At 64.5% G+C, this 18,844-nt stretch carries 20 protein-coding genes and 1 pseudogene; 7 read left to right on the top strand and 14 right to left on the bottom strand.

Going from position 1 to position 18,844, the window contains the following annotated elements; genetic code table 11:
• Positions 1–17: 17 nt before the first annotated feature.
• The 4 genes from C486_RS01710 to C486_RS01695 all read right to left on the bottom strand — a co-directional run bounded on the left by C486_RS01710 (position 18) and on the right by C486_RS01695 (position 4,915).
• Positions 18–1,196, bottom strand: coding sequence for a tubulin/FtsZ family protein (locus C486_RS01710; protein WP_008452336.1), 1,179 nt, complete (start codon positions 1,194–1,196; stop codon positions 18–20).
• Between the two features lie 35 nt (positions 1,197–1,231).
• On the bottom strand, positions 1,232–2,407 hold the full coding sequence (locus C486_RS01705) for a tubulin/FtsZ family protein (RefSeq protein ID WP_008452334.1): 1,176 nt from the start codon (positions 2,405–2,407) through the stop codon (positions 1,232–1,234).
• A 124-nt stretch (positions 2,408–2,531) separates the two neighbouring features.
• Positions 2,532–3,689, bottom strand: a complete 1,158-nt coding sequence (locus C486_RS01700; RefSeq protein ID WP_008452332.1) for a multicopper oxidase domain-containing protein — start codon at positions 3,687–3,689, stop codon at positions 2,532–2,534.
• Between the two features lie 164 nt (positions 3,690–3,853).
• On the bottom strand, positions 3,854–4,915 hold the full coding sequence (locus C486_RS01695; protein WP_049910040.1) for a S1C family serine protease: 1,062 nt from the start codon (positions 4,913–4,915) through the stop codon (positions 3,854–3,856).
• 151 nt (positions 4,916–5,066) lie between these two features.
• On the opposite strand from C486_RS01695, the gene C486_RS01690 reads away from it, so the two are divergent.
• On the top strand, positions 5,067–5,369 hold the full coding sequence (locus C486_RS01690) for a cupin domain-containing protein (RefSeq protein WP_008452329.1): 303 nt from the start codon (positions 5,067–5,069) through the stop codon (positions 5,367–5,369).
• A 12-nt stretch (positions 5,370–5,381) separates the two neighbouring features.
• Here the strand turns inward: C486_RS01690 and C486_RS01685 are convergent, their stop codons facing one another.
• Positions 5,382–6,014, bottom strand: a complete 633-nt coding sequence (locus tag C486_RS01685) for a uracil-DNA glycosylase family protein (RefSeq protein WP_008452326.1) — start codon at positions 6,012–6,014, stop codon at positions 5,382–5,384.
• A 138-nt stretch (positions 6,015–6,152) separates the two neighbouring features.
• On the opposite strand from C486_RS01685, the gene C486_RS01680 reads away from it, so the two are divergent.
• Positions 6,153–6,644, top strand: a complete 492-nt coding sequence (locus C486_RS01680) for a metal-dependent hydrolase (RefSeq protein ID WP_008452324.1) — start codon at positions 6,153–6,155, stop codon at positions 6,642–6,644.
• Between the two features lie 23 nt (positions 6,645–6,667).
• Here the strand turns inward: C486_RS01680 and C486_RS01675 are convergent, their stop codons facing one another.
• Both C486_RS01675 and C486_RS01670 read right to left on the bottom strand, forming a co-directional pair.
• Positions 6,668–7,546, bottom strand: coding sequence for a cytochrome oxidase assembly protein (locus C486_RS01675; protein WP_049910020.1), 879 nt, complete (start codon positions 7,544–7,546; stop codon positions 6,668–6,670).
• A 146-nt stretch (positions 7,547–7,692) separates the two neighbouring features.
• Positions 7,693–8,397, bottom strand: a complete 705-nt coding sequence (locus tag C486_RS01670; protein WP_008452320.1) for a ferritin-like domain-containing protein — start codon at positions 8,395–8,397, stop codon at positions 7,693–7,695.
• 487 nt (positions 8,398–8,884) lie between these two features.
• Between C486_RS01670 and C486_RS01660 the strand changes: the two genes are divergently transcribed.
• Complete coding sequence (locus tag C486_RS01660) at positions 8,885–10,009, top strand: M24 family metallopeptidase (protein WP_008452315.1); 1,125 nt, start codon at positions 8,885–8,887, stop codon at positions 10,007–10,009.
• A 29-nt stretch (positions 10,010–10,038) separates the two neighbouring features.
• Here the strand turns inward: C486_RS01660 and C486_RS01655 are convergent, their stop codons facing one another.
• Positions 10,039–10,722, bottom strand: coding sequence for a helix-turn-helix domain-containing protein (locus C486_RS01655; protein ID WP_008452313.1), 684 nt, complete (start codon positions 10,720–10,722; stop codon positions 10,039–10,041).
• Between the two features lie 259 nt (positions 10,723–10,981).
• On the opposite strand from C486_RS01655, the gene C486_RS01650 reads away from it, so the two are divergent.
• Positions 10,982–12,286, top strand: a complete 1,305-nt coding sequence (locus C486_RS01650; protein ID WP_008452311.1) for a dicarboxylate/amino acid:cation symporter — start codon at positions 10,982–10,984, stop codon at positions 12,284–12,286.
• Positions 12,287–12,421: 135 nt separating this feature from the next.
• Here the strand turns inward: C486_RS01650 and C486_RS01645 are convergent, their stop codons facing one another.
• Together C486_RS01645 and C486_RS01640 are read right to left on the bottom strand one after the other, a co-directional pair.
• On the bottom strand, positions 12,422–13,504 hold the full coding sequence (locus C486_RS01645) for a glutamate--cysteine ligase (RefSeq protein WP_008452310.1): 1,083 nt from the start codon (positions 13,502–13,504) through the stop codon (positions 12,422–12,424).
• Between the two features lie 162 nt (positions 13,505–13,666).
• Positions 13,667–14,383 (bottom strand): hypothetical protein, encoded by a 717-nt coding sequence (locus tag C486_RS01640; protein WP_008452306.1) that lies wholly within the window; start codon positions 14,381–14,383, stop codon positions 13,667–13,669.
• A 465-nt stretch (positions 14,384–14,848) separates the two neighbouring features.
• Between C486_RS01640 and C486_RS01635 the strand changes: the two genes are divergently transcribed.
• Positions 14,849–15,451, top strand: a complete 603-nt coding sequence (locus C486_RS01635; protein WP_008452304.1) for a DUF7282 domain-containing protein — start codon at positions 14,849–14,851, stop codon at positions 15,449–15,451.
• Positions 15,452–15,500: 49 nt separating this feature from the next.
• Here C486_RS01635 and C486_RS21480 read toward each other — a convergent pair whose 3' ends face one another.
• Positions 15,501–15,656 carry a hypothetical protein gene (locus C486_RS21480; protein ID WP_008452303.1) on the bottom strand — a complete coding sequence of 52 codons (156 nt, stop codon included), beginning with the start codon at positions 15,654–15,656 and terminating at the stop codon, positions 15,501–15,503.
• A complete protein-coding gene (locus tag C486_RS22105; RefSeq protein WP_008452301.1) occupies positions 15,638–16,093 on the bottom strand; it encodes a hypothetical protein in 456 nt (151 codons plus the stop codon). The genes C486_RS21480 and C486_RS22105 overlap by 19 nt, the downstream gene beginning before the upstream one ends.
• Before the next feature lie 215 nt (positions 16,094–16,308).
• Here C486_RS22105 and C486_RS01625 point away from each other — a divergent pair, with 215 nt between their 5' ends.
• A complete protein-coding gene (locus C486_RS01625) occupies positions 16,309–16,578 on the top strand; it encodes a PhiH1 repressor (protein WP_014863272.1) in 270 nt (89 codons plus the stop codon).
• A gap of 78 nt (positions 16,579–16,656) precedes the next feature.
• A pseudogene (locus C486_RS19795) lies at positions 16,657–17,158 on the top strand (IS6 family transposase); the annotation flags it as partial.
• Positions 17,159–17,187: 29 nt separating this feature from the next.
• Here the strand turns inward: C486_RS19795 and C486_RS01620 are convergent.
• Entirely contained in the window at positions 17,188–17,823 is a 636-nt protein-coding gene (locus tag C486_RS01620; protein ID WP_008452295.1) for a fibrillarin-like rRNA/tRNA 2'-O-methyltransferase, read from the bottom strand.
• Positions 17,816–18,703 carry an NOP5/NOP56 family protein gene (locus C486_RS01615; RefSeq protein WP_049910018.1) on the bottom strand — a complete coding sequence of 296 codons (888 nt, stop codon included), beginning with the start codon at positions 18,701–18,703 and terminating at the stop codon, positions 17,816–17,818. The genes C486_RS01620 and C486_RS01615 overlap by 8 nt, the downstream gene beginning before the upstream one ends.
• Between the last annotated feature and the right edge of the window lie 141 nt (positions 18,704–18,844).

Genomic DNA, 18,844 nt, shown 5'->3' with positions numbered 1-18,844 from the left:
ACGCGGCTCGTGTGCGGTCACCAGACGAATTCGGTTTCGCCGGCCTCGGACTCGTCGACCGCCTCCATGGCCGTGCGACCGCGCTCCTGAAGGGCGTCGATTCTGGGGACGTCCGTGACGGTCGAGAGCAACACCGTCGCCGTGAGCGTCGCGGAGTCGGGACGGGGTTCGTCACCGGCGAGGACCTCGACGGTCCCCGTTTCTTGCTCGAGCCAGTAGCGGGCGCTCTCGAACCCCTTTCGGGAGACCGCCGTCGGCGGTCCGGAGAGGACGACCAGCACGCGGTACGTGCTGTCGACCGCACAGGGGAGCGTGAGCTGTGAGTCGATCGCCCGGCGAACGAGTCGTTTGACCTCGGCGGCGTCGGCCGGGCCGTCGATGGCGTCCCCCTCGAGCCACGACGGGAGCGGAAGCCACGACGGGAGCCAGGAGAGGCCGTCGTCGGACCGGTCGAGTTCGAGGGTCGCCCGGCCGATCGAGGAGACGCCGCCCGTCTCGAGCGTTCGTGTGATGTCGCTGGCGTCGATCCGGTTCTCGGCGGCCGTCGTCATCGCTGCCGACTCGCTGGCTCCGAACGCCGTCAGGACGTGCGAGACCACGGTGCGGTCGAGTTCGTCGTAGGGCCGGTCGGACTCGGACTCCGCCGTGTCGGTGTACGAAACCGTCGACCGCCACGCGTCGTTGTCGAAGCAGATCACGTTGTCGGCGATCCCGACGAACGACTGGAGCGCCCGGGACGCGGTGAGCGCACAGCGTTCGGGCTCGTCAGCCTCCGGCAACACACCGAGCGCGTAGATTGGCTTATCACAGATCTCCTGCAACTCCTCGAGCAGTACTGCACCCGCGCCGCCACCAGTGCCGCCGCCGAGCCCCGCGACGAGCAACAAGCCGTCGATGGTGTTGAAATCGACGGCATCGAACGCGCGGCGAAGTTCCTGAACGTCCTCGCGGGCGACCGTGACACCGAGGTCCGGATCGCCCCCGACGCCGTCGGCGTCAACGTCCGGATGGATGTCCCCGAAGCGTACCTGACACTCCGACGGAACGTGGGTGATGTCGCCGAAGGCGTCCGCCGCAGTATCGAAGACGAGGACGTTCCCGTTACAGAGGTCCCGGCCGGTCTCTAACTCCCGCTCGAGCGCTCGGTCGACGATCCGTGAGCCGGCGTGACCAACGCCGATGAGAGCGAGCTTCATTGGTAAATGTTCCTTGACATGGTATCCTCGCCGTGTTACACGACCGGGTCGAGTTCGTCGTTCTCGTCGGTGATCAGCTCGTTAATCTCCTCTTCGCGGGCGGCCTCGAGTTCCGCGATCTTGTCCTGTGCGTCGACGGCCTGGCGCTGGATCTCGTCGACACGTGGCGTCTCGGTCACGTTCGAGAGCAAGACCACGGCTGAGAGTTCGGACGCGTTGGGCCGTGGATCGTCGCCGGCGAGGATATCGACGGTGTCGGCCTCGTTCTCGAGCCACTGTCGGGCGCTCTCGATTCCCTTTCGGGAGATCAACTCCGAGGGTCCCGAGAGGATGATCAGCGCCCGGTCCGCACTGGTGACTTCACAGGGGATCGTCAGCCGGGAGTTGACGGCGCGCCGAACGAGTCCCTTGATTTTCGCGGCGTCGGTGGCGTCCCCGACCGGCGTTTCGTCCTCGCGGAACCTGTTCAACAGCCCGTCGTCGGTGTCGCCACTGATGGTCGTCGAGGCGTAGCCGATCGAGGAAACGCCGTCGGTGTCGAGCGTCCGCATGATGTCGCTCGAGTCCATCGCGTTCTCCGCGACGTCCGTCTCGTCGATCTCCCCGGCGGCGAGCAGCGTCACGATACGGACGGCGAGCTCCCGGTTCATCTGCTCGTAGCCTTCTTCGATGGTCTGCCCGCGGGAACGCCAGGCATCATTGTCGAAGGCGATGAAGTTGTCGACTTTCTGGACGAACGATTGCAGCGATCGCGCGGCGTTCAACGCGGGGCGTCCGCCCTCGTACTCGCCGGGGAGAATCCCGAGCCCGTAGACCGGCTCGTCGTACATCTTCTGGAGTTCTTCGATCACGACCGGGCCCGCACCGCTCCCGGTCCCGCCGCCCAGCCCCGCCGCGACGATGATGGCGTCTACTTCGTGGATTTCCACGTCGTCGAACGCCCGCCGGATCTCGTCGATGTCGTGTTTGGCGACCTCCGCGCCGACCTCCACGTCGCCGCCGACGCCGTGTCCTTTCGCCTTCTTGTGAGTGTCGCCGATCAGAATTCGCCTGTCTTCGGGTACGTAGTCCGGTTTGGCGAGGTCGGTCCTGGCGGAGTTGATCACCAGAACGTGCCGACAGAGGGAGCGACCGGTTTTGTCTTCGAACTCGAGCATCCGGTCGATAATCTTGCTGCCGGCGTTTCCAACGCCAATTGTCGCGAGCTTCATAGGCGACCTATCTCGACCCATGAATAACTCGTTTTTGATTACGTACTTGTTATCTGTTCACGATGTGTCACAGCAGCGGAGCGAACGACCACGCCCTCGAGCGTGATCGCCGGGACGGGGGTGTCTATCCCTCGTAGCCGGCGTACGACATGAGATCGGCGAAGACATCGGTGTCCATCGCGTCGCGGTAGACGATGCCGTTGACCATGCCACCGGGGTAGACGTCCCCGTTCATCGCGTGGTTGACCTTGTGGCAGTGCATGAGGTAGATACCAGGGTCGGCGTTGGCCTCAAACTCGACGGTGTGACGTTCCGCGGGCGCGATATTCGTGATGTCCTGTTCGTACTGGGCCGCCTCGGGGAGCTGACCGCCGTCTTTCTCGACCAGACGGAAGCGGTGGTTGTGGGTGTGCATCGGGTGGGACATATAGCCCGCGTTGACCATGTGGAGGCGGACGGTGTCGCCGTGGTCGACGATGATCGGCGAGCCCTCCTCGGGGTGGAGCGTCCGCGGGAGGCTCTTGCCGTTGATCGTGAACACGTCGGGGTTGCGGTTGCGGGGACTGTAGTCGACATCCTCGCCCACTATCTGACGGTTCACGCGGGAATCCCAGTCCTTCAGCGTGAAGAAGTATTCCTTGTCCGCGGGCTCGTACCCCTTCGGATCGACGCGGAAGAGTCCGTACATCCCCATGTCGATGTGGCGATGGGTCTGGTAGTGGCAGTGGTAGAGGTGCGTCCCCGGGACGTTCGCCGGAATGGTGTAGGTGTGTTTCTCGCCGGGATTGACCGTGATCCCCGTCGTCGTGGGGACGCCGTCGTTCTCCCAGGTCTTCTGTGCCCCGTGGAAGTGCAGCGTGTGGGGGTGATCGTTGCCCGTGTTGTCGAGCGTTACCTCGATATCGTTGCCCTCGGTCGTCCGGAGGATCGGACCGGGGACGCTGGGGTCGCCGTCGTCGGCCTTGAACGCCCAGACTCGCGGCAGTTCCACCGGCCCGCCCATCGAGTCCATCGGATGGACGGCGTGTTGGGCCGACACCGACTGCAGCGTCACGCTCCCGCCCTGCTCGTCGACCTGGACGACCTCCGGCGAACTCGTCCACGGGAGTGTGGGCTCCGATGCGTCCGACGCCCCCTCGGACGACTCCTCGGGCTGTGGGTCCTGTTGTGCCCCTTGACCCGTACAGCCCGCCAGCCCGGTCAGTGCCGCCGCCCCGCCGGTCGCAGCAACGAATTCGCGTCGCGATAGCCCCAGTCCGGGTGCGCCGATTCGATCACTCATGACAACCGATCCTAAGAACAGCCGACGTATAACGGGGCGAGCCGGTTCTTACGGGTCGGGAAGTACCGAGAACATGTTCTCCAGTACTACTTAACCGAGTTCGTGTCTGACCATAGCTAGCGACAGACATGGATGGACGATTTCGCAGCGACCGCCGACGCCGTCTATCGGTACGGTCCGCGACGCAGCGGTCGCGTTCCGAGTTCGATCGGGACGGTCAGTTCGGAGCCCGACCGGGAGATCGTCAACTCGACCGTGTCGCCGGGTCGCGTCTCGAGCGCGAGATAGCTGCCCAGGTCCTCCTTGGTCGTCAGTTCCGTTCCGTCGACGGCGAGGAGGACGTCACCGCCGACCGGGACCCGCTCGCCGTCGTAATAGCGCGTGCGGGTACTCGGCTCGAGGATCCCCTCTGCGGGGGCTCCGTCGGCGACCTCGACTACGAGCAGGCCGCGCGAATCCCCGAGGCCGTTGGCCGCCGCGATGCCGGGCGTCGCGGCAGTGACGGAGACGCCCGCGTAGGCGTGATCGTACTCGCCGGCCTCGACGAGTTGGGGGACGACGCGTTCGGTCAGTGCCGCGGAGATGCCGAATGCGATGTTGTCTCCGCCGCCGGAGTTGATGACCGCCGCGACGCGTCCCCCCAGCGTCATCAACGGGCCGCCGCTGTTGCCCGGATTGACGGCGGCGTCGGTCTGGATCGCGTCGGGGATGCTGTAGCCGGTCGGTGCCGGAATCGACCGATCGGTGCCGCTGACGATCCCCGTCGTCACCGTTCCCTCGAGGTTAAACGGGTTTCCGATCGCGACCACTTCCCGGCCGACGCTGGGCTGGTCGTCGACGAACGGCAGCGGCGTCGCGGCCGATGGGACGGTGTCGACCGCGACTGCGGCCAGGTCGCTGTGCGGGTCGGTTCCGACGACCGATCCCGAACGCCACCGTCCGTCGGTGAACCGCACGTCGACCGCGGTTGACCGACCGACGACGTGGGCGTTCGTCACGACGTGTGCATCGTCGACGACGAATCCGGTTCCCTGTCCCTGTCCCGTCCGAATCATGACGACGGAATCGATCGCGTCCTCGTAGACCGACGTGTACGTACCGTCACCCACGGGCGACGGCGTGTCGTCCGTGGAGTCCGGGCCCGATGGGATCGCAGCACACCCGGCCAGCCCGACGATCAGTGCACTGGCGCTGCCTCTAAGCAGTCGTCTCCGGGTCGGAGTCATCGGTTCGGTCGAATGTTTCGGCTCGATCGACGTATACGTTAGCGACGGTGACAGTTGCGATCGGTCGGGACCCGGTCCGACACGGCCGATCGTCCGCGGTCCGAACCCGTTCGTCCGTAGGTACAAGCCCACGACCCGTCTCCGTTTTCGTATGCCCGACATCACATCCATCGATCGGCTCGAGGACGCACCGCATGCCGAGGTATTCGCGGATCACAGCCCGCGAACGGTCCGCTTACGGCTCTCGGCGGACGAGCGCGTCCCGAAACACCGCCATCCGGAGTCGAACGTCGTCTTGTACGTCCGCAGCGGCGCGATCGAACTCACGCTCGGCGACGAGGTCTACGACCCCGAGTCGGGTGATGCCGTCCAGTTCGACGGGGATCAGGACGTCTCGCCCTACGCGGTCGACGACAGTACGGCGCTGGTCGTCTTCGCACCGAAAGAAGAGTAACACGCCGTCCGGTCAGCCGACCGTCGTCGCGACGCCTTTCGTCTGGCGGTAATCGCTCGCGAGCAGGTCCTCGAGCGTCGAGACGATAGTCTCGCGATCGCCGTCGGCCCACGCGGCCGGCTCCCGGATCGGGACGACCATGAAGCCCCGACCGCGGATGTCCCGGGCGTGCAGCGACGCCATATCGAGGTCGAATCGGCGACGTTGCGTCGTGTACGTCCGGAGGACGTGATCGGTCGCGTGAGCGCCGACCGGCAGTAGAACGTGGGCGTTGATCGCCCGGAGTTCGGCGTCGAAGAACCGCTCGAGGTCGGCGTACTCCGCATCGGTCGGTGTCCGTCCCGCCGGGAGCGCACACATGTGCACGTAGCTCAAAACGCAGTTCTCGAAGACGGGCGCGTCCCGCGGCCCGCTCGCGAAGCCGACATCGCGGACGACGCTTTGGACGGCGCGCCCGGCTTCGGTTTCGGTGAACGGAACGCCAGTGGTTTCGCCGCCGTGGATGCCGGGATGGTCGCCGATAACGTGGAAATCGGCGTTGGCGTCACCGTAGCCGAAGACGGCCGCCTGGTCGCCAGGGTCGGAGCGGTCGAACGGCGGTCGGAGTCCGAACGGATTGCTCGTCCTGTCGGTGACGTTTTGCACGCGCGACCGGAGGGGACCCGCGGTCAAAACCGCCACGATAGCGGCCGACCGCCGGCAAGGGCCACACGCCTGTCGTTCGGGTGGCCGGTCGGACGGGTGACGGTGGGTTTATATTTCACCTCTAAGAACGTGTTGTGTATGTATCAGGAGGGGCACTACGGTGGTGCACTCCTGGTGTACGCTCCGATCGGCACCGTCGTTGCACTCGCAGGGTTCGCCGAGGTCGCGATCGTCGGCGGCCTCGTCTGTGTCGGCCTGTCGACGCTTCCCGACTGGGATCACCGACTGCCGCTGATCGACCATCGCGGCCCGACTCACACGGTTCCGTTCGCACTGCTCGTCGGTGTCGCCCTCGCCGCGTTGGCCGCCGTTCTCGTCGACGCCTCGTCCGCGTTTGCCGATCTCGGATTCGTTTCCCTCGCGTTCCTCGTCGGCTTCGTCTCCATCGGATCACACCTCCTCGTCGACGCGCTGACGCCGATGGGTGTTCGTCCGTTCTGGCCGCTCTCGCGCCGTCGCTACTCCGTCGGGATCACCACGGCGGCGAACCCGGTTGCCAACTACGGTCTGTTCGGTCTCGGACTCAGTGCCGTCCTCGCCGGGGCCGCTCTCGTCGTCGCTCTCAGTTGAGTCTCGGCCGCAACGGCTCGGCGCTACCGCGAGCGCGCGTCCGCCGTCCCGCTCGAAGCGTCGTCACCGCGAGTGAGCACGATGCCGGCGACGAACGTGACGAGCAGCGCAACCGCGGTCACGAGGTACGGTCCCTCGAGCGCCGGGTTGACCGCCTGGCGGCCGAAAAAGAGCACGGCGATCACGAGCGGCGGTGCCGCAAGCAGCGGTGCGATGGCGCGGCCGGTAAAGCGGCGGCGACCGACCATCGCCGCGACGATGGCCGCACCCAACAGCGTGAGCGTCACACCGTATTGTGTCATCTGCATCGTCGGTGAGTACGTCGATATCTCGGACCCAACGACCGGACTGAGAACGACGTGTGCGGGGAGGGCCACGGTTCCGAGCACGAGCGCGCCGGTAACGTGCGTCCCCGTCAGCCGCGGTGTCCAGACCAGGACGGTGGCGACGAGGAACAGCGTGAAGATCGTCACCGCCGTCCAGAAGTGCAGCGAGAGGATATCTATCGTGTATTGCTTGACGGTTTCCCGACCGAGTGCGACCTGTACCGGCGTCAGCACCATCCCCAGGGCGACCAGTCCAGCGATGCGCCGGTCGACGTCGGGCAGTCGCCAGGCCGCGACCGCGGAGCCGATGATGGCGAACCCGGCGAACATCGCCACGAAGCGGTGGAACCACTCGTAGAAACTCGGCAAGCTCCCCGGCAACAGGTTGTACGGCCCGGCGTCGCACTGGGGCCAGTTGGCCTCGCAGGCCAACCCTGAACCCGTCGCCTTCGCCGCGATACCGAGCAGGATCGTCGCCGCGACGAGGACGAGCGTCGCGCTCAGCAGGTGCGGAAAGCCGAACCGATCGATCAACGACCGTAACCTCGAGTTTGGCGTGTGATTGTCGTACGACACGGGCGTTCTGTCGGAGGTTAGGACGGGCCGTACTTAGGTTGACCGAGTGATGCAGTGCCGTGGGAGTTGCATATCCGTCGCCGGCGACGGGCCGCGACCGGCGCTCGAGTGACGAGCGAAAAAATACCGCACGCCGAGTCCGTCGGCTACTCGACGATGAAATCACCCGCCAACTCGAGAACCTCCGAGCGGGAACGGGGCTGGTCGAAGGCCATCGGAAACCCGCTCTCGCCGTTCAACTCCCGCAGGAACGACGCGTGTCGCGCCTCGACGCTGTGGATACTGAGCGCCGGAGGAACGAGTTCGGCCATGTCGAGAAACGGTGCTGCACCCGCGTACGCCGAGACGCCGATGTCCTCGAGCGTGGCGGCGGTGGCGATGAACTCCGCCGACTCCTGGACGGCCGTACCGAAGTCGAACGTCGGCCGCTCGATGGGGTCGCCGCCCAGCGTCTCGAGTGACTGTTCAAGGACTTCCACGTGGGTGCGTTCGTGATCCCGAACGACGCGGAGTCGATCCGCGACCCGCTCCTGGATCGGGCCCCACCCCTCGAACTGCTGTTCGAGGGCTGCGTCGTCGATGTTTTGAATGCCACGCGTGTAGAACTCCGCTTCCAGGTATTCCAGGGTGAGCGCGTAATTGATGATTTCGAAGTCGTTCTCGAACTCGTTGGGGACTGCGTCGGGCGGTCCGGCCGCCGAGTCGTCCTGTATCGTGTCAGCGGTCGAGCCGTCGTGCTGTTGACGACTGGCCGCCGCGGTTCCGACAGCACCGGTCGCCACTGCTCCGGCGAGGCCACCGAGGACCGGTCGCCGACCGAGGCCGAAGCGGTTTGAATTGTCATCAGTCATGGATGGGTACGACCCGACCCGACCTTCCACGAATCGACGCTAAGTATCGGGGTATCGTTTCCGCGTCCAACGTTCACTTTCGCCTACAGCTGTATTTCGCTGGGAAAGAGCGTATTTATCCGTGCGATGGGCATCGAAACGGGTCGTCGGGAGCCGCCGAAACCGATCCCGTCTCGAGGGGGTCGCGGCAACGCGATCCCACAGTCACCCGTCTCACGGCAACAGTGCCGTGCGATACCGCTGCGAACCACCAAACCGCTGGAGACGATCGACGGGCAGTTCGTCATCGTTCGAAGCCACGGGGAGAACGACGTGCATGAGTGACGGTCGTTCGGCCACCCGGTGACGGACAGGGTCGACATGAGTGCGAGTAGGGACACCGTACGGTCGCGACCCGACTCCGACGACGGTCGGGGCCGTCGATAGTCACACCGCTCGACGGCTCGGCGTTCGCCGCTTTCAAGACCCGCCCTCGCCACCATCTGACATGGACAAACGCGAACGACTCGAGGCTTACCTCGAGTCTCACGACCTCGATTCGGTCTGGTTCGCCCGGCCGAACTCGTTTGCGTGGCTCACCGGTGGAAACAGCGTTGTCGACCGCGAGAGCGATCACGGAGTCGCCGCGGTCGGCTACGACGGCGACGGCCTAACCGTGGTGACGGACACCATCGAAGCCGACCGCATCGTCGCGGAGGAACTTCCCGACCTCGACGCGGACGCGGTTTCCGTGGAGCGGTTCCCGTGGTACGCGTCGTCGCTGGCCGACGCCGTCGCCGATTTCGTCGGGACCGACGAGCGAGCCGCGGCCGATATCGACATCCCCAGCTTCGAGTCCGTCGACCCGACGCCGTTGCGCCAGCCGTTGACCGAACGCGACCGCGAGCGGTACCGCGAGCTCGGTGCGCAGACGGCAGCCGCCGTCGAGTCCGTCTGTCGGGAACTGCAGACCGGCGACACCGAACACGAGGCCGCCTCGGCGCTGCGGATCGCACTCTCCGCTCGCGGGATCGAGGCACCGGTCGTGCTCGTCGGCGGGTCGGAACGGGTCCAGCAGTATCGCCACTATACGCCGACTGAGGCCGAACTCGGCGACTACGCGCTCGTCTCCGTAACCGCCGAGCGGGCCGGCCTTCACGCGAGTTGTACCCGTACCGTCGCCTTCGATCCACCCGCATGGCTGGCATCGCGACACGAGGCCGCGGCTCGCGTCGAGGCGACGGCACTGGCCGCGACGCAAGCGGCAGCCGGAAACGGGGACAGCGGGGCCGAAAGCGTCGGGACCGCCGGCGACGTTTTTGCGGCGATTCAGGACGCATACGACGCGGTCGGCTACGAGGGCGAGTGGGAACGCCATCATCAGGGCGGTGCCGCCGGGTTCGCGGGCCGGGAGTGGATCGCCACGCCGGGCCACGGCGCGCCGGTCGACACACCGATGGCCTACGCATGGAATCCGACGGTCCAGGGGGCGAAAAGCGAAGACACGGCGCTGGTCACCGAAGACGACATCGAGGTGCTGACGGCGATGGACCGCTGGCCGACGACGACCGTCAGCGCGGTCGACCACGACCTGGAACTCGAGCGACACGCCATCCTCGAACTCGAGGAGTGACGAGGGGGCGACGGGCGCGGCTGTCCGTTTTACTCCTCGCCCGTGTGCGTGCCCGGGTCGTCGTTCTCGTTCTCGTCGCCGTCCGCGGCCGCCTCGTCGCCGGCATCGAGCCGCGTGTCGTCCTCGAATTCGATGACATCGGTGTCATCGGCGCTCGAGTCGGCGTCGGTGTCCGCCGTCGGAGCCGTGTCGTCGACGGTGATCGTGACGGGTTCGATGTCGTCCTCGAGTCCGGTTCGCGACTCGCGTTCGGCCTCGCGGTCGATGACCCGATCGAGCGTGAAGATGGTGTTCAGCTCCTGTTGGACCTGATCGACGACGCCGCCGACGAGGTCGCTTGGCTGGATCGCCGTGTACTCGTAGGGGTTGTTCCCGGCCCCCTCGTTGGCCCGCTTCTCTCGGGTGACCCGCTCTTCCTCGTGGAGTTCCGCGAGCGCCTCACGGACGGTGCTCGGATAGAGGCCGGTTCCCTTCGCGACCTCCTCGGAGGTGCTGCCGGGGGTCGCCAAGAGATACACGTAAATCTTTGCGCGGGTCTCCGTGTCGAGGATCCACGAGAGCAGGTCGACGATCCGCTGATCGAGCTCCTCGACGGGCGGGCTGCGACCACCGGCGTCCCCGTCGCGCTCGGCGAACTCGTCCGCTCCCTCGAGCGATTCGTCTCGATCGTTCGCGCCGTCGATCGGACCCTCGTCGGTGTCGTCGGAACTCATGTGTCTACTCGTACAGGACGAGGCCTCGAGCGGAGTTAAACCTTTGCGGGGCCGACGCGGCGGTGTTCGGAGACCATCGAACAAGCCAGGCGGAACGGTTTCAACGCAGTCTCTGCCGGTGGTGGGCGACTCGATCGGACTATCGATCGGCTCGGATTGTGTACGGCGGGAGTCCCACCGCGGCTGGTGCCGATTCCTAACCCGGAAGAATTATCACTTGATTCCAAAATTTTATATTGAAGATCAGGCTAGATCATTTATGTCAGCATGGAAACAATACCGAGCAGTTCCGATCGTTCACCGAATCGCGGTCGCGTTCGTTCTCGGTGCTCTCGTTGGGCTGGTAGTCGGTCAGCCGGCAACGTCGCTGCAGCCGGTCGGTGATCTATTCGTTCGATTACTCGAGATGATCATCGTCCCCATCATCATCTTTACGTTGCTGATGGCGACGCGGGAACTCTCCCCGAAGAATCTGGGGAAGGTCGGCGGACAGGTCGTAGTCCTGTATATCGCCACGACGGCCGTCGCTATCGCGATGGGGCTGGGCGTGAGCAATCTCATCGATCCCGGCACAGGGATGACCATCACCCAGACGGATGTCCAGACCGAACAGACGCCGTCGCTCGTGGACCAGATATTCAGTATCGTCCCCGAGAACCCGTTCGCCGCGATAGCCGAGGGGAACATCCTCGCGGTCATCTTTTTCACCCTCATCTTCGGCCTCGGGATGACGATCGTCCGAGCGGAAGCCGAACCGGATTCAGCGGTCCGGAACGGCATTGAGACCATCTTCGACGCCGTCGACGCCGGTGCGGAGGTCATGTTCAAAATCGTCTGGGGGATTATGGAGTTCGGCGTCATCGGTGTGTTCGCGCTCATGGCGTCGTTGTTCGGGGAGGTCGGCGTGAAAGCGATCCGCGCCTACTTCACCCTCTCGCTGACTCTCGCGGTCGCGATCGCTCTCCAGATCACCCTCGTCTACCTCCTCTTGCTCATCCGCGGGGCGGTCGGCGCGTCGCCGGTGGCCTTCCTGCGTGGTATCAAGGAGGCGCTCATCACAGCGCTCAGCATCCGGTCCTCGACCGCGACGCTTCCCATCACGATGTCGGACGCCGACGAGAACCTCCGCATCGAAGAGCGTGTGTACGGCTTCTCACTGCCGCTAGGTGCGACCATCAATATGGACGGCACATCGATGTACCTCGGCATCGTCGCGGTTTTCGCCGCGAACATGGCCGGTGTCTCCCTGACGCTCGCCGAGCAGTTCGCCATCCTGCTTACCGCACTCCTCGCGAGTATCGGCACCGCGGGCGTTCCCAGCGCAAGCCTCGTCATGATGACCGCGGTGTTGACACAGGTCGGCCTCCCGCTCGAGGTCATCGGGATGATCGCGGGCATCGATCCGCTGCTCGACCGCCTTCGGACGATGAACAACATCGCCGGTGACCTAGCAGTGACTACGGTAGTCGCAAAGTGGAACGACGCGATCGATCTCACGGGCGGCGTCTGGACCGACACACCGGTTGGCCTCGCCGAAGAGTCCGTGAGTACGACGGACGACTAACCGAGACCGCGATAGACGACTCCCCGAAATCCGAATCGAGACGATCCGATCCCGGATCGCGACCGTATCGTATCCGCGCGTCGCACCGAACGGCGCTGCGGGTATTATCCGAAGTCCTGCGCGACCGGCACGGACTCAGTGAGTCTGCACCATGAGCGACTCACAGAGCGCGTCCGGCCCCGATTCTTCGAGCAACCGGCGCTGCCGGTCCGCGCCGCTCTCGGACTCGTAGACGCGCTTGATCCCGTCGATTCCGAGCCGTTCACACTCCCGATCGACGAGTTCACCCAGATCGACAGTCGACTCGAGATCGCGGTCGATAACGGACGCCGACTGGCCGTACCGGATCGCTCGCCACTTGTTCTCGTCGAGCAGTTCCCGGCGGTGCTGGTGGCCGCTCGCGCCGTCCTCGTACTCCTCGGCCAGAGCCTCGACCAGCGCGTGGGCGTACTCGACGAAGGCCATCACGACGTCGGGATCGGCCTGGCCGTCGGGCGTGCGGATCTCGACGGTGCCGTGGGCGGTGTGGGGCCGCACGTCGTACCAGAGTTCGCCGCGATCGCTGATCGACTCGGTCTCGAGCATCCGGCGTTCGAACCGGTCGAACGCCTCGAAGTCCTCGAAGTGGGTCGGCATGCCGGTGTTGGGAAGCGCTTCGAAGATCTTGGCGCGGGCGGACTGGAGCCCGGTGTCGAACCCGTTCCAGTACGGCGAGTTCGCCGAAAGGGCGAGCATGATCGGGACGTACCACCGCAGTTCGTTGGCGATCCAGACCGCCTTGTCGGCATCGTCGACGCCGACGTGGACGTGGACCCCCGCGGTCGTGTTCCGGTGTTGTGGGTACTGAATCCGGTCGAGTTGTGAGCGATAGCGGGGTTTCTCCGCGTGCTCGAGTTCGCGCCACTTCGCGAGCGGGTGGAGCCCGGCGGCGGCGATGCGATAGCCGTGGGCCTCGGCGTGTTCGACCAGCGCCCGCCGGATCTCGAGCAGCGAGTCGCGGGCGTCGGCCGGGGTTTCGATCAACGGCGTCTGGGTCTCGATGACGAACTTGAACAGTTCGTGATCCAGGCGGTCCGCGAGGATTTCGGGGGGGTCGTGTTCGTAGACGAGTTCGTCGGTCCCGCTGGTGGGGCGGCCGTCGTCGTCGACGACGAAACACTCCTCCTCGATCCCCAGCGTCCCCATGCGCGTAAACGATTCCCGCGACCCGCGTTCCATCGTGCCCTGCTTTCGTCGCCGACAGTAAATACGGTTTGGAGTCGGAGCGTTCGGCCGGGAACCGAACGACGCACCGCCGTCGGCCGATCGGAACGCCGACTCGCGTCGCGATGACCGTCGAGTTTGGCCGGGCGTCACCCCTCCTCGAGACGAACGGGATCGCTACTCGGCGTCGACGGTGACCACACCTTCGGTAGAGTTGAAGTGGACGCGTCGCTCCGCGCCGACAGTGAGGCTCACGCGGGCGAGTTCGAAGGTCTCGGGGCGTTCGACGCGAACCACCGAGTGTCGCGCGATGAAGTCGTTCGTCTGCTTGAACGGCGTCGTATGACACCCGTGGAGGTGGACACCGCGGTCGGTCGCCTCAGCGCGCTTCCAGTGATGGGTGACCGAGCCCGAACCGAAGCCGGATTCGACGACGAGCAGGACGCTCTCCTCGAAGTCGATCGCGTCGATGGGCTCTTCAGGCCCCCCGTCACTGCCGCCATCACCGAGTTCGAACACCTCGCGGACCTCCGCCGCGCTCGTGAGGGCGCGAACGGCGTACGCCTCGGCCTCGGTCTCGGCCGTCCGGAGCAGCAGGTCGGCCCGGGGAGCCGGCACCGTCTGGAACTCGAGGTCGGAGTCCCCCGACATGTTCTCACAGAGGAGCAGCTGCTTCCACTCCTCGGGGTCTGACGGTTGCTCCTCGATGTCGTACGGCGGGTCGTCGACGCGAGGGTCTTCCGGAACTGCGGTCGTCGGTTCCGAATCGTCGTCACCGTTCCTGCTCCCGTTTCCGGTCCGGGTCCCGCTCTCGTCGTCGGCCTGTAGACAGCCGGCCGATGCGATCGTTGCGAGGGCGGTCCCGGCGAGGAATCGTCGTCGATTGAACATCATCTCCTTCCGTCTACAGGTGGGGTTTGTAAAACTCTTCTACTGGGTGAAAGACGTACTTGAGCTAGCGTCGCCATTGCACGTCCTGCACACCTGCTTGCACGACGGCTACACGATCAGTGTGTTCCTCGATTCAGTCGGCCCCCTCGAATCGGGATTCCACGGGCTGCGTGTGTTCGACCGCCATCCCACGTCCGGCGGAGCGTCCCGACGCCGTGCCCCCTGCTGTCGCGAGGTCAGCCACCCCTCTCGAGGAGACGGGACCCCCACACCGCGGGACCGTTTCGAACGCTACTGTGGGTTCGGTGTCTCCCTCAAGACGCCCCCAACAGAACGCTATTACGCCACTGCGTGAGGTCGGAATAGCTCTCTTACCCCGCTCGTCCGTGCCGTCGAATGTGGCTGTTTCTACTCCTGAAACGGTCGAACGAAACCGCCGGTTTTTGTCGAACTGTAACGGTATCAGCGATGGTTATGCTACCGCGTGCAAGAACCGTCGGCGTCACAGTCATCGCGACGCTCGTCCTCCTCTCGGGGGCGAGCATCGCGTTCGCCGCGATCGACGCCAGCACGGCCCAAGACAACGAGACGGAGAACGAAACGGCCACGGTGACCTTCGAGAATCAAACGTCGAACGGGTCGGCAGTCGTCGTCAATAACACGACGCTCCCCGAGGGCGGCTTCGTCGCCATCCACGCGGCCGCGCTCGTCGACGAAAACGCAACGGACAACATGACGGCAGACGAGAGCGAGACCGTCACGAACATGTCCGAGGAGTACGAGCCCGGGGACGTCCTGGGTAACTCCACCTACTTAGCGTCCGGCGACCACGAAAACGTGACCGTCGAGTTCAACGAGTCCCTCGAGGAGAGTCAGGTGTTGATCGCGATGCCCCATCAGGACACCAACGACAACCAGACGTACGAGTTCCCCGAGGCCGACGGCCCCTACACGAGTGACGGCGAGCCGGTGATCGACGACGCGCTAATCACGCTCGAGGATGGGATGAACGAGACGATGGACGACGATATCAGGGATGACGATATGATGGACAACGGGTCGGAGCCGTAGCGACCGCCGTCCGTTTTTCCCACCGGTTCGTGCGTCTCGAGCGATCGTCTCAGGTGATCCACGTACCGTCGTCGGCGACCGCGAGCATGCAGTCATCACAGAGCCACCAGCCGACCAGCGGGTCGCGTTCGGGGATTACCGCGCCGCAGTCGGGACAGCGCAGTGGGTCCTCGCTTCGAGCCCCGGTCAGCCGTCCCGATCGCATTTCGGTGGAACGGCTGCGTTCTCGATCGCTTCGAGTTCCGCGGCGGAGCGGTCGCCGATCGCGACGCCGCAGGCGGCCGCGAGCTGGGTGGCGCGCCGTGCCAGCAGCGCCCGTCCCGCGTCGGTGGGGGTATACTCGCTCGTCCCTTCGTCGACCCGCCGGCTGGTGACCAACTCGTGTGCGGTGAGCATGGCCAGCGTTGAGTGGAGCTGGGCGTAGTCGACGGAGGGGTAGGCGTACTCGAGGGCGTACGTAATCGCCCGTTCGTCCGTGGTGTCGCCCGTGTGCTCGCAACGGGCGACCGCCTCGAGACAGTCGCGCTGGAGGGCAGTGAGGCCGGTCCAGGTCGTGCTGCCAGCCGCCGATCGGTCGCTTGTTGGGGGTGATGCGTCTGCTCGAGCGGGGTTTTGAAGGTCCCGCGAATCGTCGTCGGACATGGCTTCCGGTAGTGGTTTTGGGAGCTGATTGCAGCCCGGTGTCTACAGCACTGGACTGCTTTCGGAGGACTCCGACAGTCACATCCGTGTATCACTCCACGAGAAACTATATTTGCTCAAAGTTGGTATAATTGCCTATAGATTTCATCCAATCCCTCTAGCTTCCAGAGTTGCTTTCCGACGAGGATTTGATAGCGTGAGGGTATCGGAGTAGTATGCGGGTTTCTGCCGACTGGATGGTTCTCGCTGATGATAGGATTCTCGAGTTCTTGGCCGAGAACGGCCCTCGATCTCCGACGAAGATCAAAGAAGAGGGGCCGATTCCATTCTCACGACAACATATTAATAACCGATGTATGAAACTCGAGGAATACGGCCTTACTCAGAATATCGGAAACGGCGTCTACACGATCACCGAGATCGGTGAACGGTATCTTCGGAGTGAACTTGATGCGAGAGAATTAGAAACACGGTCTACTGAATAATGTTGAAGCGGACTGAGGAAGACTAACATCCACTCTGTCACTTTTCAACTCTTTGAGCCAGATAATATTATGATTAAGATGCCCGTAGACCTGCTCAGCGAGATCTATGAGGGGAATTTAGAAGAATAGTGGGAGAATGAACGGACGGCGACATCCGTCAGGGCGTTCGCCGTCAGCCTCCACCAGCCCGGTTGTTCGCTTCGGGAGACAACAAGGATTCTCGCGGGATTAGGCGTCGAACGCTCTTACGGAGCGATCTGGAACTGGATTCGTTGCCTGGTTGATAGCGAATACGACCCGCAACGGCAAAGCCGTCGCGGGCCGCTGTCGACGAAACCGATATCAAGATCAACGGAGGGTGAGCGTGGCTATATGGTGCAATAGATATCGAGACAACGTTGCTTCTTGACGTTGCGTTGTTCAGTCGGCATGGCACTGATCCGGCGACTGCGTTTCTGCAGGAAACCCGTGAGAAAAACCAGCTCTCCGAGGCTAAGTTTCTCGTTGATCAATTTGGCTATCGACTGCCCTCTCCCGAGTTGGACTGAGCGGTCAGGTCAACTATACTGATCGAAAATGGTTGTGAATACCAACCTCCCATAATATAACTCACCGCGGCCGCGCTACGATCCCAAGGTGATCCGTATGATACTCCTCGAGTCTTTTCGCCTCCAAAACCTCGTACCCCGCCGCTAACTCCTCACGAACGTCCTCGAACACAGCTGCGGGCTCCCGTGTCACGTCCTCACTCCGCGCCTTCACAGCCAGTAAGAGCCGCCCGTCGTCGGCCAGGAACTGCCGGTTCTCGAGCGCGACCCGCGCCTGCCCCCGCGTCGCCACGTCCTGGACGATCACGTCCACGTCCGACTCGACGACGTGGGCGTAGGTCGCCGGCTTCCGGGCGTCTTTCAGGAGCGGAAAGAGCCGCTCGCGCGAGTCCGCGGTCTCGAGCAAATCCCGCACCGGCCGCGCGGCGAACTCGACCGCGTAGGTCGGGCCCGCGAAATCGGCGACGTGGCTCACCGTCGTCCCGCTCGCGGCCCCCAGATAGAGCACGGTCTCGCCGCCCTCGAGGCCGGTGTCCATGCCCACCTCGAGCATCGCGCCGAGCTTGGATCGGTGTGGGTTCCACGCGCGCCACGCCCCGTCCGTCGGCTCGCCGTAGACCGGCTCCCCTCGCGTCGCGAGGCGGTCGGTCCCGTCGAACGCGCGGCGCTTGACCCCTTCCGGAAGCTGCTCACTCATCGGCGGCACCTCCGTCGGTCCCGGCGTCCTCGTCCGTCGTCCGGGCCTGAATCGTCTCGATCCGCTCGGCGAGTTCCGCCTCGAGTTCGGGCTTTAACTCACCGGAGTAGTGATCGACGCGGGCGGCGATGGAGAGTTTGCCGGCCACTGCGCGCGCCGCCGAGCCGCGATTCTCGGGGTGGGTGCCCCGCACGGCGTCGTGCGTGTAGATGATCCCGTGTTTGGGCGAGGGCGCGTGCCCGCGCAGGTGGGCGAACAGGGCGTCCTCCGCGCCCAATACCTGTACCGTGCCGCTCGGTTTCTTCGCGAGTTCCTCTAAGCCGCCGGCCAGCGCGATCAGTCGCGCCGCGAGGACCGGATCGGACAGCGCCGAGAGGTTCGGCGCGACGGCCGGGGTCTGGCGATCGACGAACTCCCGGAGGTCGTCGGCCTCGTCGGCGAGGTCGGCGACGCGTTCGGCGAGCGATCCGATCACGGGCTCCGCGATGTCGTCGTCGGCCTCCCCGCGTGCGAGTGCTCTGGCGTACTCGACGCCGGTTCCCGCGTCTGGATCGACGGTCCCGGCCCACTCCGCCAGTCGCTCGGCGAGTTCGTTGGCTGTCCGATTGCAGTCGTCCATGGCCCGAATACTATGTTTTAGCTGTTGATCATCTGCCGCTTCTCGCTCTCTGACAGCTTCGCGGGTGGATTCGACCGTGGACTCGCGGAGTTTGGCGTAATAGTCGGCTTCGTCGTCCGCGAAACCCGCCTCTACGGCTTCGGCAGGCCAATTTCGAGGTACCTCAGCAGTCTCCTCTCGAATAGCCTCTGTAGCCGCTTCTACATCCGCTGGATCGATGTCCACGAACCACCCCGCACTTGTGGAACTCCTATCGTTCATGTCTCTCCTAAGAGACCGGTCCCGTATATGCGTTCTCGAAATGCGAGGCTGTGCCGCCCTTCGTAGTGGTTTCCGTATCGACGTTCTCGGTGAATCGTGGGAAACGATCGATCTACGACGTGCTGGTAGACATCGACGATA

The sequence above is a fragment of the Natrinema gari JCM 14663 genome, assembly GCF_000337175.1.
Lineage (GTDB): Archaea > Halobacteriota > Halobacteria > Halobacteriales > Natrialbaceae > Natrinema > Natrinema gari.
Note: the sequence above shows the minus strand (reverse complement) of the source record. Positions and strands in the feature narration are given on the sequence as shown.

Excerpts from the sequence above, each read along its gene's own strand:
- C486_RS01710 (WP_008452336.1), bottom strand. The coding sequence starts at position 1,196 with ATGAAGCTCGCTCTCATCGGCGTTGGTCACGCCGGCTCACGGATCGTC.
- C486_RS01705 (WP_008452334.1), bottom strand. The coding sequence starts at position 2,407 with ATGAAGCTCGCGACAATTGGCGTTGGAAACGCCGGCAGCAAGATTATC.
- C486_RS01700 (WP_008452332.1), bottom strand. The coding sequence starts at position 3,689 with ATGAGTGATCGAATCGGCGCACCCGGACTGGGGCTATCGCGACGCGAA.
- C486_RS01695 (WP_049910040.1), bottom strand. The coding sequence starts at position 4,915 with ATGACTCCGACCCGGAGACGACTGCTTAGAGGCAGCGCCAGTGCACTG.
- C486_RS01690 (WP_008452329.1), top strand. The coding sequence starts at position 5,067 with ATGCCCGACATCACATCCATCGATCGGCTCGAGGACGCACCGCATGCC.
- C486_RS01680 (WP_008452324.1), top strand. The coding sequence starts at position 6,153 with ATGTATCAGGAGGGGCACTACGGTGGTGCACTCCTGGTGTACGCTCCG.
- C486_RS01670 (WP_008452320.1), bottom strand. The coding sequence starts at position 8,397 with ATGACTGATGACAATTCAAACCGCTTCGGCCTCGGTCGGCGACCGGTC.
- C486_RS01660 (WP_008452315.1), top strand. The coding sequence starts at position 8,885 with ATGGACAAACGCGAACGACTCGAGGCTTACCTCGAGTCTCACGACCTC.
- C486_RS01655 (WP_008452313.1), bottom strand. The coding sequence starts at position 10,722 with ATGAGTTCCGACGACACCGACGAGGGTCCGATCGACGGCGCGAACGAT.
- C486_RS01650 (WP_008452311.1), top strand. The coding sequence starts at position 10,982 with ATGTCAGCATGGAAACAATACCGAGCAGTTCCGATCGTTCACCGAATC.
- C486_RS01645 (WP_008452310.1), bottom strand. The coding sequence starts at position 13,504 with ATGGAACGCGGGTCGCGGGAATCGTTTACGCGCATGGGGACGCTGGGG.
- C486_RS01640 (WP_008452306.1), bottom strand. The coding sequence starts at position 14,383 with ATGATGTTCAATCGACGACGATTCCTCGCCGGGACCGCCCTCGCAACG.
- C486_RS01635 (WP_008452304.1), top strand. The coding sequence starts at position 14,849 with ATGGTTATGCTACCGCGTGCAAGAACCGTCGGCGTCACAGTCATCGCG.
- C486_RS21480 (WP_008452303.1), bottom strand. The coding sequence starts at position 15,656 with ATGCGATCGGGACGGCTGACCGGGGCTCGAAGCGAGGACCCACTGCGC.
- C486_RS22105 (WP_008452301.1), bottom strand. The coding sequence starts at position 16,093 with ATGTCCGACGACGATTCGCGGGACCTTCAAAACCCCGCTCGAGCAGAC.
- C486_RS01625 (WP_014863272.1), top strand. The coding sequence starts at position 16,309 with ATGCGGGTTTCTGCCGACTGGATGGTTCTCGCTGATGATAGGATTCTC.
- C486_RS01620 (WP_008452295.1), bottom strand. The coding sequence starts at position 17,823 with ATGAGTGAGCAGCTTCCGGAAGGGGTCAAGCGCCGCGCGTTCGACGGG.
- C486_RS01615 (WP_049910018.1), bottom strand. The coding sequence starts at position 18,703 with ATGAACGATAGGAGTTCCACAAGTGCGGGGTGGTTCGTGGACATCGAT.